The following is a 14,566-nucleotide window of genomic DNA, read 5'->3' as shown; positions in this document are numbered from 1 at the left end:
CCCGATCAGCGCCGCATTCTGACGTTGACGTAGGCGTAACGAGTTCGGCATCGAAGCGACCTACCGTTGGCCGGTCGTATGCCCACGAACTAGACGCGGGCGTCTCGGATGTAGAGGAAGACTCAGTTGAGCGGAAACGCGGCCCGTCTCCAGGCGATCACCAATGTCGAGGCCTACGAGCCTCCCCCCATCAGCTTCGATCCAGGCGAGGCACCGGGCGAGATCTTCGGATCGAACGTCTTCACGCTGGCGGAGATGCGGTTGCGGTTGCCCAAGTCGGTCTACAAGTCGGTCGTCGCGACCATCGAGAAGGGCGCGAAGCTCGATCCGGCCGTCGCCGACGCCGTCGCCTCGGTGATGAAGGACTGGGCGCTGTCCAAGGGGGCGACCCACTACGCACACGTCTTCTACCCGATGACGGGGCTGACCGCCGAGAAGCACGACAGCTTCCTCGATCCGGTTGGTGACGGGACCACACTCGCCGAGTTCGCCGGCAAGACCCTGATCCAGGGCGAGCCCGACGCGTCCAGCTTCCCGTCCGGCGGTCTGCGTAGCACTTTCGAGGCTCGCGGCTACACCGGCTGGGATGTCACGAGTCCGGCGTACATCCTGGAGAACCCGAACGGCAACACGCTGTGCATCCCGACGGTGTTCGTCTCGATGACTGGTGAGGCGCTGGACTACAAGACGCCGCTGCTGCGCAGCCAGCAGGCCATGGGCGCCCAGGCCGAGCGCATCCTGAAGCTGTTCGGGCACAAGGATTTCGACCACATCGTGTCGTTCTGCGGGCCTGAGCAGGAGTACTTCCTGGTCGACCGGCACTTCTTCCTGGCACGCCCCGACCTGATCAACGCCGGGCGCACACTGTTCGGTGCGAAGCCGCCCAAGGGTCAGGAATTCGACGACCACTACTTCGGCGCCATCCCTGACCGGGTGCTCGGTTTCATGATGGACACCGAGCGGGAGCTGTTCAAGCTCGGCATCCCGGCCAAGACCCGGCACAACGAAGTCGCGCCGGGACAGTTCGAGATCGCTCCGATGTTCGAGCGGGCCAATATCGCCGCCGACCACCAGCAGCTGCTGATGACGACCTTCAAGAACATCGCCAAGAAGCACGGCATGGAATGCCTGTTCCACGAGAAGCCGTTCGCCGGCGTCAACGGATCGGGTAAGCACGTCAACTTCTCGCTGGGCAACGCCCAATTCGGCAGCCTGCTGGTACCGGGTGACACCCCGCACGAGAACGCCCAGTTCCTGGTGTTCTGCGCGGCCGTTATCCGGGCCGTGCACAAGTTCTCCGGCTTGCTGCGGGTCTCGGTGGCCTCGGCCACCAACGATCACCGCCTCGGTGCCAACGAGGCCCCGCCGGCCATCATCTCGATCTTCCTCGGAGATCAGCTGGCCGACGTGTTCGACCAGATCGCCAAGGGTGCGGCCACGTCGTCAAAGGGCAAGGGCACCATGATCATCGGTGTCGACACCCTGCCCGAGCTGCCGACCGATCCGGGCGACCGCAACCGCACCAGCCCATTCGCGTTCACCGGCAACCGGTTCGAGTTCCGCGCGCCGGGCTCGGGGCAGACGATCAACGTGCCGATGATCATCCTCAACACGATCATGGCCGACTCGCTCGACTACATGGCCAACGTGCTGGAGGCAGCCGTCGCCGGTGGCGAGGACTTCGATGTGGCTGTGCAGAAGCTGCTCACCGAGATCATCACCGAGCACGGCGCCGTTGTGTTCAACGGTGACGGCTATTCGGATAACTGGCAGGTCGAGGCGGCCGAGCGTGGCCTGCCGAACCTCAAGACGACGCTCGATTCCATCCCGCAGCTGGTGACACCGGAGGCGATCGAGGTCTTCGAGAAGTACGGCGTCTTCAACTCGCGCGAGCTGCACAGCCGTGAAGAGGTTCGCTACGAGACCTACGCCCTGACCGTCAACGTCGAGGCCAAGTTGACGCTGGAGATCGGCGCGACGGTGATCCTGCCGGCGGCGGTTCGGTACCAGACCGAGCTGGCGCAGAACGTCGCGGCGCTGAAGGCGGCCGGGCTGGCCGCGGACACCACGTTGCTCGAGACGGTATCCACGCCGATCTCGGAGCTGACCGGGGCGCTGGCCGCGCTCAAGGCAGCGCTGGGTGCGCACGGCGGCGATACCGGTAAGGAAGAGGCCGAGCACGCGGCGAGCCTGCTGCCCTTGATGGATGCGGTGCGCTCGGCCGCTGACACCTTGGAAAGCGTTGTCGCCGACGACCTCTGGCCGCTGCCGACGTACCAGGAGATGCTCTACATCCTCTGAGATGCTTCGCCGACGCCGGCGCCCCGGACAACTGGGGCGTCGGCGTCGTCTTTGGTCCCCAACTGAGTGATTCCGTATCGTCCACACCAGGGCCGAAAGTCTCTGCTGCATCGTATTCTCGCGACATATGTTTGGGCCATGACAGATCACGCCCACCACTCCGATGTGCTGGCCGAGTTGAACCCGCAGCATCGCGCCCTGCGGCAGATGATTCCCGAGGTATACGAGGGGTTCGGTGCGCTGAGCCGGGCCGCGATGGGCACCGGTGCGGTCGAGGCCAAGACCAAAGAACTGATCGCGATGGTGATCGGAGTCGTCCAGGGCTGCGACGGATGCATCGCCTCTCACGCGCGCGGCGCAGTCCGCGCGGGTGCCACCAAGCAGGAGGCGGCCGAGGTCATCGGTGTCAGCATCATGATGCATGGCGGCCCGGCAACTATCTACGGCGCGCGTGCCTACACAGCGTTCTGCGAGTTCGCTGACGCCGCGGCAGGTCAGGCGTCGTAACATCGACTGTTCGGAAATCGGCCGGGTACTGTCGCCGCCATGCGCACCGTCGAGGTCTTTGCCGACATCCTGTGTCCGTTTACCCACGTCGGGCTGCGGACGTTGATCGACCGGCGCAGCGAGCGTGGCCTCACTGAACCGCGCCTGCGCATCCGGGCCTGGCCACTCGAGCTGATCAACGGCAACCCGCTTGAGGGCCACCACGTTGGTGCCGAGATTTCGGCGCTTCGCGCGTCGGTGCGTCCCGACCTGTTCGGGGGCTTCTCCGTCGATGCCTTCCCGAAAACGTCGATGACCGCATACGCGCTGGCCGCTGCTGCGGACCGCGTGGGCGATCCCGTGCTGGTCGAAGCGGTCGGCCTAGCGCTGCGCAATGCGCTTTTTGAAGAGGGGCTCGATATCGGCCGGCTCGACGTCATCGAGCCCATCGCTGGTCGCTTCGGCCTCGAGCCCTTCGATGTAGAGACCACATCCGCAGCGGTCCAAGCTGATTGGGACGAGGGCCGCGCCCGTGGCGTAGTCGGCTCACCGCATTTCTTCACCGAGGACGGCGGGGACTGGTTTTGCCCCGGTCTGGCGATCAGCCGCGATGACGTCGGCAACTTCGTTGTTGCCTGGAAACAGGGCGCGGACACGTTCGTCGAACGTGTCTTCGGCTGAGCCTGAACGTCTGCCGACAGTCTGCGCCCCGGGCGCTTCTCGATCAGATGATCGTACCGGCCGCGCCGTCATCGCGGATCACCGGTTGCCCGCTCCGCTGCCACGCTCCCATGCCGCCGACCAGGTTGTAAACAGTTAGCCCAGCTGCCGCGAGTCTGGTTGCCGCCAAACCGGATCGGCCTCCCGACCGGCACACCGCCACGATCGGTACGGCGGCCTCGAAGGTGCGCGCGTCCAGGGCGCCGAGTCGTACATGAACGGCACCGGGAGCATGTCCGGCGGTCCACTCATCGTCCTCTCGAACGTCCAGCAGGATGGCGCCGGACGTGTCGACCAGCGCCATCACACCTGCGGGGTCGATCTCCAATACATCCATCACGCATCACCTTTCACTTGGATCGCCCAGGTATCGCCCGCCAACGATGGCCCACGTCAGCCGGCTCCGGGAGAAACAGCATCGCCCTCCGATGGCGACGGAGCTTGGGCGAGGAATCGACTCGGCGCCCTATATGCGGGTCGTGAACGCACCTTCAATGGCCACCAGAACCATGGACCGAGAAGCGCTGCGATGGACGGGGTCATCAAAGACCGCACGATCAGGGTGTCGACGAGCAGCCCGATTCCGATGGTGGTGCCACCCTGGCCGACGTTGAGCAGGTCGCCGGACACCATGGAACCCATGGTGAAGGCGAAGACGAGTCCGGCGGCGGTCACGACGCTGCCGGTGCTGCCCATCGAGCGGATGATCCCGGTGTTGATGCCGGCGCCGATCTCCTCCTTGAAGCGCGAAACGAGGAGCAGGTTGTAGTCACTGCCGACGGCCATCAGGATGATCACCGCGAAGGCGAGCACGATCCAGTTCAGCTCGATTCCCGCGATGCGTTCCCAGACCAGAACCGAGATACCGAAGGCGGCGCCCAGCGACAACACAATCGTCCCCACGATGACCAGGGAGGCGATGAAAGCCCGAGTGATGACGAGCATGACCAGGAAGATCAGTGTCAGGGCGGCGAACGCAGCGATCATGGTGTCGTATTTCGCGCCCGCCTGGATGTCGCGGTAGGTCGCTGCGGTGCCGGTGAGGTATACCTTCGCCGCCGCCAGGGAAGTTCCCTTGACCGCTTCGTGTGCCGCGACGACCTCCTCGTCGACGGTGGAGATGCCTTCCTCGGTTGCTGGATCGGCGTCGTGAGTGATGATGAAGCGCGCTGCCTTGCCGTCGGGCGACAGGAACAGCTTCAATCCCTTTTGGAAATCGGGATTGGCGAAGACTTCCGGTGGCAGGTAGAAGTAGTCGTCACTTTTGGAAGCGTCGAACGCCTCGCCCATCGCCGTCGCGGTGTCGGTCATCTGGTGCATCTGGTTGATGAGGCCGCCGAAACTGCCGTGGATGGTCTGCAGGGTCTGCTGCATCGCGGTGGCTGTTTGGATAATGGGGCCGAATTGCGCGACCAGCTGCGGAGCCAGCGTGTCCATCTGGTCCATGCCGTTGACCACTCCGTCCGCGCCCCGCACCATCGCATCCATATCACCGACGACCGTGGCCATGTTGCCGCTGAGGGCGTCGACACCATCGACGGCGTCGAATGCTGACCGGATTCCCCAACATGCCGTGATGTCGAAACAGTGCTGCTCCCAATAGAAGTAGTTGCGGAAAGGCCGCACCGCGTCGTCGAAATCGGACAGGTGGTCGCGCATCTGGTCCACCGAGGCCTTCATGGTGTTCAGGTCGTCGACCGTGCGGTGGGCGGTGCCGAGGGTTTGGTGAGCGCCGCCAACCGTGCGGTGCATGGCATCGGAGAACCGGTTCATCAGGTTCTGCATCTCGGTCATGGACGCGATCATTCCGCCGAGATCGTCCGACATCTTGCTGATGTCGGCCACCCGCTGCTCGAGGAACTGCAGATTCTGGGTGATCGGTACCGACTGCATGCTGACCTGATACGGGATTGAACTGTGCGCGATCGGCGAGCCCAATGGCCGGGTGATGCTCTGCACCATGGCGAGCCCTCGGATCCGGAACAGTGCCTTGGCGATCCGATCCAGCACGATCATGTCGGTGGGGTTGCGCATGTCGTGATCGGATTCGATCATCATGATGTCGGGGTTCAATCGCGCTGGGCTGAAGTGCTTTTCGGCCGCGGTGTAGCCGACGTTCGCCGGGACGTCGGCGGGCACGTAGAAACGATCGTTATAGCTGGTCTTGTAGCCGACCATGGCGAGGATGCCGAGCAAGATGACGGCGGTCGAGGCCGCCAGGATCGGCTTGGGCCACCGCACCGCCGCGGTGCCGACCCGCCGCCATCCCTTGGTCTTCATCGCGCGCTTCGGCTCCATCAGGCCGAACCGAGTCGCCACCACCATGATGGCGGGGACCACGGTGAGCGCTGCTGCGACGACGACGATCAATCCGATCGCCGACGGGTAGGCCAGCGATTTGAAGTAGGCCAGCCGTGTCAGCCGCAGACACAGCACGGCTCCGGCAATGGTCAAGCCTGAACCAAGGATGACGTGACCGACGCCGTGGAATGCGGTGTAGTACGCCGATTCCGGGTCTTCACCGCTCTGGCGTGCCTCTTGGTAGCGGCCGATGAGAAAGATCGCGTAATCGGTGCCCGCCGCGATCGCCAGCGCTGTCAGCAACGGCACGGAGAACGTCGAGAAGTCGATCAGCCGGAAGTGCCCGAGCAGGGCCACCGCGCCGCGCGCCGATCCCATCTCGATACCGACGACGGCCAGGATGAGCAACACGGTGCTGATCGAGCGGTAGACCAGCAGCAGCATGATCGTGATGACGATCATGGTGACCACCGTCATCTTGATCATGCTTTTGTCGCCGCTGTCGAGGGTGTCCGTCGTCAGCGGGGCAGGCCCGGTGACGTAGACCTTTAGGCCGGGCGGTGGGGGCGTGTCATGGACGATGTCGCGGATTGCCTCCACCGATTCGTTGCCCTGGGTGCTGCCCTGGTCACCGGCGAGATTGAGTTGGACGTAGGCGGCCTTGCCGTCGCTGCTCTGGACACCGGCGGCGGTGATCAGGTCACCCCAGAAATTGTGGACGTGCTGGACGTTTTTGGTGTCCTGTTCGAACTTCCCGATCAGGTTGTCGTAGTACTGGTGTGCCGGCTCGCCCAGTTTCTCATCGCCGACCAGCACGACCATCGCAATGCTGTCGGAGGTGAATTCTTGAAACTTCGCGCCCATCGTCTTGGCGGCGATGACCGAAGGCGCGTCCTGCGGCGACATCGATACCGCGTTGTGCTTGCCGACGGTTTCCACTTGCGGCAGCAACAGATTGAGCGCGGCGGTGATTGCCACCCAGATCAGGATGATCGGCACCGCGGCCATCCGGATCGTGCGGGGGATGACTGGACGTGCGGCGGGGGAGCTCATGCGGCTTTGTCCAGACAGAAGGCCTGGGCATCGCGGCCAACAGCATGGTTCTCGTCAACAACCTTGTCGTTGACCAGGATTCGGCAGACGAGTCCATCGGTGTCGCCTTGTGCCACCACGTTGGCCAGCATGCCGGGAGCTGTGGTGGTGACGGTGGTCGACCAGGGCAGGCTGGTGAACCCCGCCTCCAGGGTTTTGCCGTTGACATCCAGATAGCTGATCCGGCCGGTCGCAGTCTGCGGACCGACGATCTCGTAGGTCACCCTTTTGGTGTTGAACGCGACGATGGCGTCGGCATGCCCGACCCCGGGCGCAAGGGGCTGATCGGTGTCGAAGAAAGTGCGCAGTCGGCCGACAACGGCTCCGGCGGCAACGAGCGCGACCGCGACCACCACGATTACCCAGAACCGTTTCAACCAACCGATTATCGGCGGCTTCGTCATCATGCGTTCCCTATCTGAAAAATGTTGACCGACCCGCTGGCTCACTCGGGGTTAGTGGGGACTATACCCGGTGGGGTATGTGAACGGGATCGTGATCTCCCTCGGGCGTCGCCGAAAAATACCATAGGGGGTACGGTATTGTTGGCGACGATAACCGCGTGGGTCGAGGAGAGTGCCGCGAGTATGAGTGGCCAGCAATCACGGTGCGATGCCGACTTGGCGGCCACCCTCAACCGACTCCGTCGTGTGCAAGGCCAACTCGGTGGAGTGATCTCCATGATTGAGCAGGGTCGCAGTTGCAAAGACGTCGTCACTCAACTTGCCGCAGTGTCCAAAGCGTTGGACCGTGCCGGCTTCACCATCATCGCCTCCGGGCTGCGTCACTGCCTCGATGCGACCGATGGGAAGGACGGTCGGGGCGAGGTATTGACCATGGAAGAGCTGGAAAAACTCTTCTTGAGCCTCGCCTAGGCCCTGATTGAATCGAAAGGGAGTTCCCATGTGTCGTGCCGTCAAATGCCGCGTTTGCGGCAAGACCACCTGGTCGGGATGCGGGATGCACGTCGACGCCGTCAGGCGCAGCGTGCCCGCCGGCCAGTGGTGTGCCGGTCACCCGAGTTTCGATTCCGCGTCTCCAGCTCGTAGGAGATGGTTCAGGCGGCCGAAGGCCGCGCAGGGCACCTCATAACGCGCGTCGCGTCCCGCGCGCACTGGTGTCAGAGCCTCGGGAATAAGATACCCCCCAGGGTACTTGACATACCCATAGGGGTATATGCCAGGATGGCATTACCGAGGCGTCAAGAGAAAGAAGACGACGATGATCCTGCAGCAGTACTACCTGGACTGCCTGTCCCATGCTTCGTACCTAATCGGTGACGAAACCACCGGCCGCGCAGTCGTTGTCGACCCGCAGCGCGACGTGGCCGAGTACGTGGCCGACGCCGCAGATCAGGGGCTGACCATCGAGCTGGTGATCGAGACTCACTTCCACGCCGACTTCCTGTCCGGTCATCTGGAACTGGCGAAGGCCACCGGCGCGAAGATCGTCTACTCCTCAGTTGCGCAGACCGAGTTTGAGTCGATGGGTGTCGCCGACGGCGAGCGCTACTCGCTGGGCGATGTGACGCTGGAGTTTCGCCACACCCCCGGGCATACACCCGAGTCGTTGAGCATCGTGGTCTACGAGCATGCCGATGACACCGTTCCTTACGGTGTGATGACCGGTGACACGCTGTTCATCGGGGATGTTGGCCGACCCGATCTGCTGGCCTCCATCGGGTTTACTCGCGAGGAACTCGCCGACAAACTCTACGACTCGTTACACGACAAGTTGATGACCCTGCCCGACGCAACCCGGGTCTACCCCGCGCATGGCGCCGGATCGGCGTGTGGCAAGAACCTGTCGACCGACCTGTGGTCGACCATGGGTGATCAGAAGGCGACCAACTACGCTCTGCGGGCGCCGGACAAGGCGACTTTCATGAATCTGGTCACCGAGGGTCAGCCCCCAGCTCCCGGCTACTTCGTCTACAACGCGATCCTCAACCGTAAGGACCGCGAACTGCTCGACGAGACCAAGATGCCCAGGGCGATGACCTATGACGAGGTCCGCGCCGCGATCGACGGCGGCGCTGTGCTGGTCGACGGACGCACTCCCGAGGAGTTCGCTCTCGGCCATCTGCGCCGCGCGGTCAACATTGGCCTGGAAGGTCGATACGCCGAGTTCGCAGGGTCGGTGCTTCCGTCGGACGTCGACATCGTGCTATTCACCGACCCCGGCCAGGAACTGGAAGGCAAGAATCGGCTCGCACGCATCGGTTTCGACCAGGTGATCGGTTACCTCGACAAGCCCTTCGAGGTGATGTTCGACAACCGCGGCGACGTTGCTGTTGCCTCCCGGTTGACCGCCCAGGCATTCGATCAGCGCGCAGCTGAGCTGGCCGGTCTGCAACTCGTCGACGTGCGCAACCCGGGCGAGGTCGCCGCCGGCGCCATCCCGAATGCCATCGCGATTTCGGTGGGCCAGCTGCCCGCCCGCATGGGCGAGCTGGATCCCGCCAAACCGACCGTCGTCTACTGCGCTGGTGGCTACCGGTCCTCGGTCGCGGCAAGTCTGTTGCGCCAGCACGGTTTCACCGACGTGAGCGACATCCTGGGCGGCTACGGCGCCTGGGACGAAGCGCACCAAAGCGCCTGATTTCCAAGAAGGACTGCCACCATGACCATCACCGCCAAACACCAGATCCTGATCGTCGGCGGCGGAACTGCCGGCATCACCGTTGCGGCGCGGATGCTCCGCAAGGGTTACCCCGATGTCGCGGTCATCGAGCCGTCGAGCAAGCACTACTACCAACCGCTGTGGACACTGGTCGGTGGGGGACAGGCTATGGCGCCGACCACCGAGCGTGACGAGTCCTCGGTCATGCCGAAGGGTGCGACGTGGATCATGAACGCCGCCAGCGCCGTTGATCCCGACAGCAATACGGTGGCCTGCGCCGACGGGTCGACCTACGGCTACGACGTACTCGTCGTTTGTCCGGGCATCCAGCTCGATTGGAACTGTACCGAGGGACTCGAGGATGCCCTTGGCCGCGACGGGGTGTCGTCGAACTACCGGTTCGATCTGGCGCCGCGCACCTGGGAGTTCATCCGCACGATGCGTTCGGGTACAGCGGTTTTCAGCGTTCCCTCGGGCGCGATCAAGTGTGCCGGCGCTCCGCAGAAGATCGCCTACCTGGCGTCGGACTACTGGCGCAGGCAGGGCGTGCTCAAAGATATCGACGTCCACCTGATCATGCCGGGGGCGCGGCCGTTCGGGATTCCGGCGATCGCGGACAGCCTCGACAAGGTCATCGCCGACTACGGCATCACCTTGCACACCAACTCTGAGGTGACATCCGTCGACGCGGCGTCGCATAAAGTCGGCATCACCAGTGTCGCCGCCGGCGGGACGGACGCCATGCTGCCCTACGACGTGTTGCACGCCGTGCCGCGGCAGTCGGCGCCGGACTGGATCAAGGCCAGCCCGCTGTCGACCGGTGACGCAATGGGTTACGTCGACATCGATAAGCACACCATGCAGCACCGGCGGTACCCGAACGTGTTCAGCCTGGGTGACGCCGGTTCGACGCCGAACTCCAAGACCGGCGCCGCGATCCGCAAACAGGCCCCCGTGGTCGTCGACAACATCGACGCGTTCTTGAAGGGCCAGCCACTGCGCGCGTCGTACGACGGATACTCCTCGTGTCCGATCGTCACCTCGTCGCACGCGATGCTGCTCGCCGAGTTCGACTACGACCTGCAGCTGGAACCCACGTTCCCACTGCTCAATCCGACGACGCCGCATCGGGCGTATTGGTACCTGAAGAAATACGGGCTCCCATTCATGTACTGGAACCTCATGCTCAAGGGCCTGGCCTAGCAATTCGATGATGTGCAGCAGGTGAGCGGAGTTCGATGACCATCGGAATTGCCCTGGCCCTTGGCGCCGTCATCGGCGTTTTGCTAGGCCTGCTCGGCGGCGGCGGGTCCATTCTCGCGGTTCCTGCGCTGGTCTATGTGCTCGGGCTGGGAATCAATCAGGCCATTCCGATGTCGCTCATCGTGGTCGGCACTGCTTCGGCGGTGGGCGCACTGCCCAAGATTCGCGCCGGGCAAGTGCAGTGGCGGCTGGCCGCGATCTTCGCGGCAGCCGGCATCCCCGCCACCTTCGTGGGTACCGCCATCGGCAGACACCTGCCCCAATCGGTCCTGCTGATCGGCTTCGCGGTGGTGATGGTGGTCGCGGGGATCCGACTGCTACAAGACAACGGCGACACCGGCACCGCGTGCAAGGTCGGCGATTCTGGAATCAATTGGCGTCGCTGCGCCCCCAGATCCATTCCCGCCGGGTTCCTCGTCGGCCTGCTCACCGGGCTCTTCGGTGTCGGCGGAGGCTTCCTGATCATTCCGGCGCTGGTGCTGATGCTCGGAGTGGAGATGCCCATCGCCATCGGCACCTCGCTGTTGATCATCGTCGTCAACTCGGCGGCGGGGGTCGTCTCACATGTCAGCGTGGGCAGCATCGACTGGGCGATCACCGGCGCGTTCGTCGGCACCGCGATCGTCGGTTCGTTGGTCGCCGGCCATCTCGGCATCAGACTCGACACCCGACGCCTGCAGCACTGGTTCGCCTACCTGGTCTTCGCCGTGGCTGCCTACGTGCTCATCGACACCATCTTTATCCGCTAGACATCGGCGTGCACCTGCGACTCAGCTACCGGCTGACTCGGCGCTGGTGAGGTGTTCGCCGAAGAACGCCAGGATGCGTTGCCAGGCATCCTCGGCCTCGGGTTCTGAGTAGGCCAGTCCCGCGACGCGCTCGATGACCTTCAACGGTCCCGGGGTGGGGAATTGGTTCATGAAGGAGTGCCCGACTCCTGCGTATTCCTTGATGTCTCGGGTCACGCCACCGGCGGCGAGCATCCCGTCGAGCTTGGCGGCCGCGCCGGGAAGCATGCGGTCCTTGGCGCCGTAGCTGGCGACGGTCGGGCATGAATTCGCGATCTTGGAAATGTCTTTGGGCCATTCGCCATAGTTCGGGGCCGAGGCGTCGAAAGCCCCACTCGGGCCGAGCACCAGGCAGAATCCGCCGCCCATACAGAACCCGATGATGCCGATCTTTCCGGTGCATTGAGGATCAGCTGCCAGGTGATCGCGAGCGGCGAGCAGATCGTCGACGGCGGTCCCTTCGCCGTTGCGGAACGCCTGCAACGTGCGCACGACGCACAGCAGCCGATTGCCGCGGTGGTAGAGCGCCGGCGTGATCGACAGGTAGCCGTTGTCGGCGAATCGGTTGGTGATGCGTTTGGCGTCGCGCGTCATACCCATCGCGTCGTGCACGATGACGACGCCGGGCCACGGCCCCGTCCCGGTCGGCCTGACCTGATACGCCGGGAGCGGGCCTGCGGGGGCGGGAAAGCTGGTCTCCATTCAGGCATCTTGGCACGCCCAGTGCGCTCAGAGTAGAGCGCGGGTGGTCGCGCCGTCGCCGCCAAGGGCGCGCCGGGAGTGCAGTTGTTCACGCCGCTACCCGCAATCTCCGTACAACAAGTGCACTCTGGGCGCGAACTCAGTCGGTGGCGCGCCGGTCGTAGAAGCCGATTTCGGCGAGACCGGAAAAGAACTCGTCCCAGTTGAAGAACGGGATGAAGTCCCGGTGCGGTGTCAGTTGCAGGTACTCGTAGCCCAGATCGGCTACCAGCCGCGGGAATTCGAGGAGCTCATAGTCATGGTGAAACGGGGTCGGATCCAGGGTGATCTTCATCAGGCCCTCGGCACTGACCGCCGGTCAACCATGGTGACCTCGACCGGATCGCCACTGTCGAGTGACTCGACTCCGGCCGCGCACACGGCCGCCGCCGCGTAGCCGTCCCATGCTGTCGGTCCGTCGGTGAAATCACCGGTCGACCGGCCGTTGTGTACGGCGTTCACCCAACGCTGGACCTCCGAGTCGTAGGCCTGTCCGAAACGCTCCTGGAAGCCCGGGGTGATCTGGCCACCCCAGGTGCCGGGGAAGCTCTTCCGGATCAGCCCAACGTCCAGGCCGATCATCGCACTGCCCCGCTCGGCCACCAGTTCGGTGCGGACCTCGTAGGCGACACCGGTGGTGACGAACAACTCGACGTCAATGTGCTTGCCCGTTGCGGTGCGCATGATGGCGATCTGAGGATCGGCGACGCCATGTGGCGCAGACGGATTCGCGGCCGGCTTAATGATCTGAATGGAGGTGATCTCCTCGCCGAACAGGAACCGCGCGACGTCGACCTCGTGCACCAGCGAGTCCTTGACGATCATCGCCGAATCGAAACTCGGAGGCACCGACGGGTTGCGGTGCGCGCAATGCAGCACCAGCGGGGTGCCCAGGTCGCCGCTATCGATCAGCGCTTTGAGTTGGGCGTACTCGTGGTCGAAGCGTCGCATGAAGCCCACCTGGATAAGGCGGGTGGATAGTTGCGCCTCGCGGCGGACGACCTCGAGTGCGGTCTCCACGTCGGTGGTCAACGGCTTTTCGCACAGCACCGGCTTGGTGTGTTCCAGGCAGGCGAGCAGCTGCTTCTCGTGGGTCGGTCCGGGAGTGGCGAGAACGACGGCGTCGACTTGTGCGTCGGCGATGGCGTCGAGCGGATCGGCGATCACCCGACAGCCTGGGATACCCGCGGCGATCTGCTCGGCCTTCTCGGTGAGGTAGTCGTTGACGACGGCCACTCGGGCCCCGGAGATCTTGTTCTGGATGCGGGCGACGTGGTCGGCGCCCATGACGCCGACGCCGAGAACGGCGACACGAAGGTCAGACATGGTTCTCAATCTCCTGATCTAGAAGCGGACTGCGGGGATACCGCAGGATCCGAGGTAGTTGCGGGTGCGGGTGGCGATCGGCAGCGGAGCGTCGACCTCGCACGGGTACATGTCCTGCTCGACGATCGCGAACACATCGATGCCGAGCTTCTCGATCTCGGCGAGAAGTGATGGCATATCCGGGATTCCGCGCGGCGGTTCGGTCATCGCGCCGAGTTTGACGGCCTCGCCGAACGGCAGGTCCTCGGCCTCGACCTTGGCCCGGACTTCGGGGTCGACCTGTTTGAGATGCAGGTAGCCGATCCGCTCGGGTGCTCGGCGGATGATGGCGATGTTGTCGCCACCGCAGTAGGAGATGTGTCCGGTGTCCAGGCAAAGGTTCACGAACTCGCCGTCGGTGTCGTCGAGGAAGCGGTAAACGTTCGCTTGCGTGTCGACGTGGCTGTCGGCGTGCGGGTGGTACTGCGCACGCACCCCGTACTGCTCGAACATCGCCTTACCCAGTTCGTTCATGCCCCGGGTCTTCTTGCGCCACTGTTCGGGTGTCAGGGTCCGGTCTTCCAACACCGCACCCGAGGACGGGTCGCGCCACATCTCCGGGATGACCACGACATGCTTACCGCCAACGGCGGCAGTCAGTTTCGCGACGTCCTCGATCTGTTTCCAGACCGCCTCCCACGAGTCATCCTGATGCAGATGCTCGAACACCGTTCCCGCCGACAGCTTCAGATTGCGGGTCGCCAGCTCCTCGGCGAGCTGTGTGGGATCGGTCGGCAGATAACCGAACGGCCCCAGCTCGATCCACTGGTACCCCGAGGCGGCGACCTCGTCGAGGAACCGGGTGTAGGGCGTCTGCTGCGGATCTTCGGCGAACCACACGCCCCATGAGTCGGGGGCGGATCCGACAAGAATGGTGCTCACGATGT

13 protein-coding genes and 1 pseudogene are annotated in these 14,566 nt (G+C 64.0%); 7 read left to right on the top strand and 7 right to left on the bottom strand.

The window, feature by feature from the left end; all coding sequences use genetic code 11:
* Positions 1–126: 126 nt before the first annotated feature.
* The 3 genes from G6N38_RS01240 to G6N38_RS01230 all read left to right on the top strand — a co-directional run bounded on the left by G6N38_RS01240 (position 127) and on the right by G6N38_RS01230 (position 3,468).
* Positions 127–2,301 (top strand): glutamine synthetase III family protein, encoded by a 2,175-nt coding sequence (locus G6N38_RS01240; protein ID WP_163745888.1) that lies wholly within the window; start codon positions 127–129, stop codon positions 2,299–2,301.
* A gap of 138 nt (positions 2,302–2,439) precedes the next feature.
* A complete protein-coding gene (locus G6N38_RS01235) occupies positions 2,440–2,808 on the top strand; it encodes a carboxymuconolactone decarboxylase family protein (RefSeq protein WP_163745887.1) in 369 nt (122 codons plus the stop codon).
* Between the two features lie 39 nt (positions 2,809–2,847).
* A complete protein-coding gene (locus tag G6N38_RS01230; protein ID WP_163745886.1) occupies positions 2,848–3,468 on the top strand; it encodes a DsbA family oxidoreductase in 621 nt (206 codons plus the stop codon).
* 43 nt (positions 3,469–3,511) lie between these two features.
* Here G6N38_RS01230 and G6N38_RS01225 read toward each other — a convergent pair whose 3' ends face one another.
* From G6N38_RS01225 to G6N38_RS01215, 3 genes are read right to left on the bottom strand one after another with little or no spacing between them, the layout of a single operon-like run.
* Positions 3,512–3,844: a rhodanese-like domain-containing protein gene (locus G6N38_RS01225; RefSeq protein ID WP_163745885.1), complete on the bottom strand. Its 333-nt coding sequence runs from the start codon at positions 3,842–3,844 to the stop codon at positions 3,512–3,514.
* A 56-nt stretch (positions 3,845–3,900) separates the two neighbouring features.
* On the bottom strand, positions 3,901–6,861 hold the full coding sequence (locus G6N38_RS01220) for an MMPL/RND family transporter (RefSeq protein ID WP_246227584.1): 2,961 nt from the start codon (positions 6,859–6,861) through the stop codon (positions 3,901–3,903).
* On the bottom strand, positions 6,858–7,277 hold the full coding sequence (locus G6N38_RS01215; protein ID WP_246227583.1) for an MmpS family transport accessory protein: 420 nt from the start codon (positions 7,275–7,277) through the stop codon (positions 6,858–6,860). The genes G6N38_RS01220 and G6N38_RS01215 overlap by 4 nt, the downstream gene beginning before the upstream one ends.
* Before the next feature lie 210 nt (positions 7,278–7,487).
* On the opposite strand from G6N38_RS01215, the gene G6N38_RS01210 reads away from it, so the two are divergent.
* From G6N38_RS01210 to G6N38_RS01195, 4 genes are all read left to right on the top strand, one after another.
* Positions 7,488–7,775 carry a metal-sensitive transcriptional regulator gene (locus G6N38_RS01210; RefSeq protein ID WP_163745884.1) on the top strand — a complete coding sequence of 96 codons (288 nt, stop codon included), beginning with the start codon at positions 7,488–7,490 and terminating at the stop codon, positions 7,773–7,775.
* A gap of 346 nt (positions 7,776–8,121) precedes the next feature.
* Positions 8,122–9,501: an MBL fold metallo-hydrolase gene (locus G6N38_RS01205; RefSeq protein ID WP_163745883.1), complete on the top strand. Its 1,380-nt coding sequence runs from the start codon at positions 8,122–8,124 to the stop codon at positions 9,499–9,501.
* A gap of 21 nt (positions 9,502–9,522) precedes the next feature.
* Entirely contained in the window at positions 9,523–10,725 is a 1,203-nt protein-coding gene (locus tag G6N38_RS01200) for an NAD(P)/FAD-dependent oxidoreductase (protein WP_163745882.1), read from the top strand.
* A gap of 35 nt (positions 10,726–10,760) precedes the next feature.
* Positions 10,761–11,534: a sulfite exporter TauE/SafE family protein gene (locus G6N38_RS01195; RefSeq protein WP_163745881.1), complete on the top strand. Its 774-nt coding sequence runs from the start codon at positions 10,761–10,763 to the stop codon at positions 11,532–11,534.
* A gap of 21 nt (positions 11,535–11,555) precedes the next feature.
* On the opposite strand, the gene G6N38_RS01190 is transcribed toward G6N38_RS01195, so the two are convergent.
* From G6N38_RS01190 to G6N38_RS01175, 4 genes and pseudogenes are all read right to left on the bottom strand, one after another.
* Positions 11,556–12,275 (bottom strand): dienelactone hydrolase family protein, encoded by a 720-nt coding sequence (locus G6N38_RS01190; RefSeq protein ID WP_163745880.1) that lies wholly within the window; start codon positions 12,273–12,275, stop codon positions 11,556–11,558.
* 202 nt (positions 12,276–12,477) lie between these two features.
* Positions 12,478–12,609: pseudogene (locus G6N38_RS01185) on the bottom strand (sugar phosphate isomerase/epimerase); the annotation flags it as partial.
* The gene (locus tag G6N38_RS01180) at positions 12,609–13,640 is read right to left on the bottom strand and encodes a Gfo/Idh/MocA family protein (protein WP_163745879.1); all 1,032 of its coding nucleotides are present in this window, start codon (positions 13,638–13,640) and stop codon (positions 12,609–12,611) included. The gene G6N38_RS01180 and the pseudogene G6N38_RS01185, both read right to left, overlap by 1 nt.
* 18 nt (positions 13,641–13,658) lie before the next feature.
* Positions 13,659–14,561 carry a sugar phosphate isomerase/epimerase family protein gene (locus G6N38_RS01175; protein WP_163745878.1) on the bottom strand — a complete coding sequence of 301 codons (903 nt, stop codon included), beginning with the start codon at positions 14,559–14,561 and terminating at the stop codon, positions 13,659–13,661.
* Positions 14,562–14,566 lie beyond the last annotated feature (5 nt).

The organism is Mycolicibacterium helvum (assembly GCF_010731895.1).
Lineage (GTDB): Bacteria > Actinomycetota > Actinomycetes > Mycobacteriales > Mycobacteriaceae > Mycobacterium > Mycobacterium helvum.
Note: the sequence above shows the minus strand (reverse complement) of the source record. Positions and strands in the feature narration are given on the sequence as shown.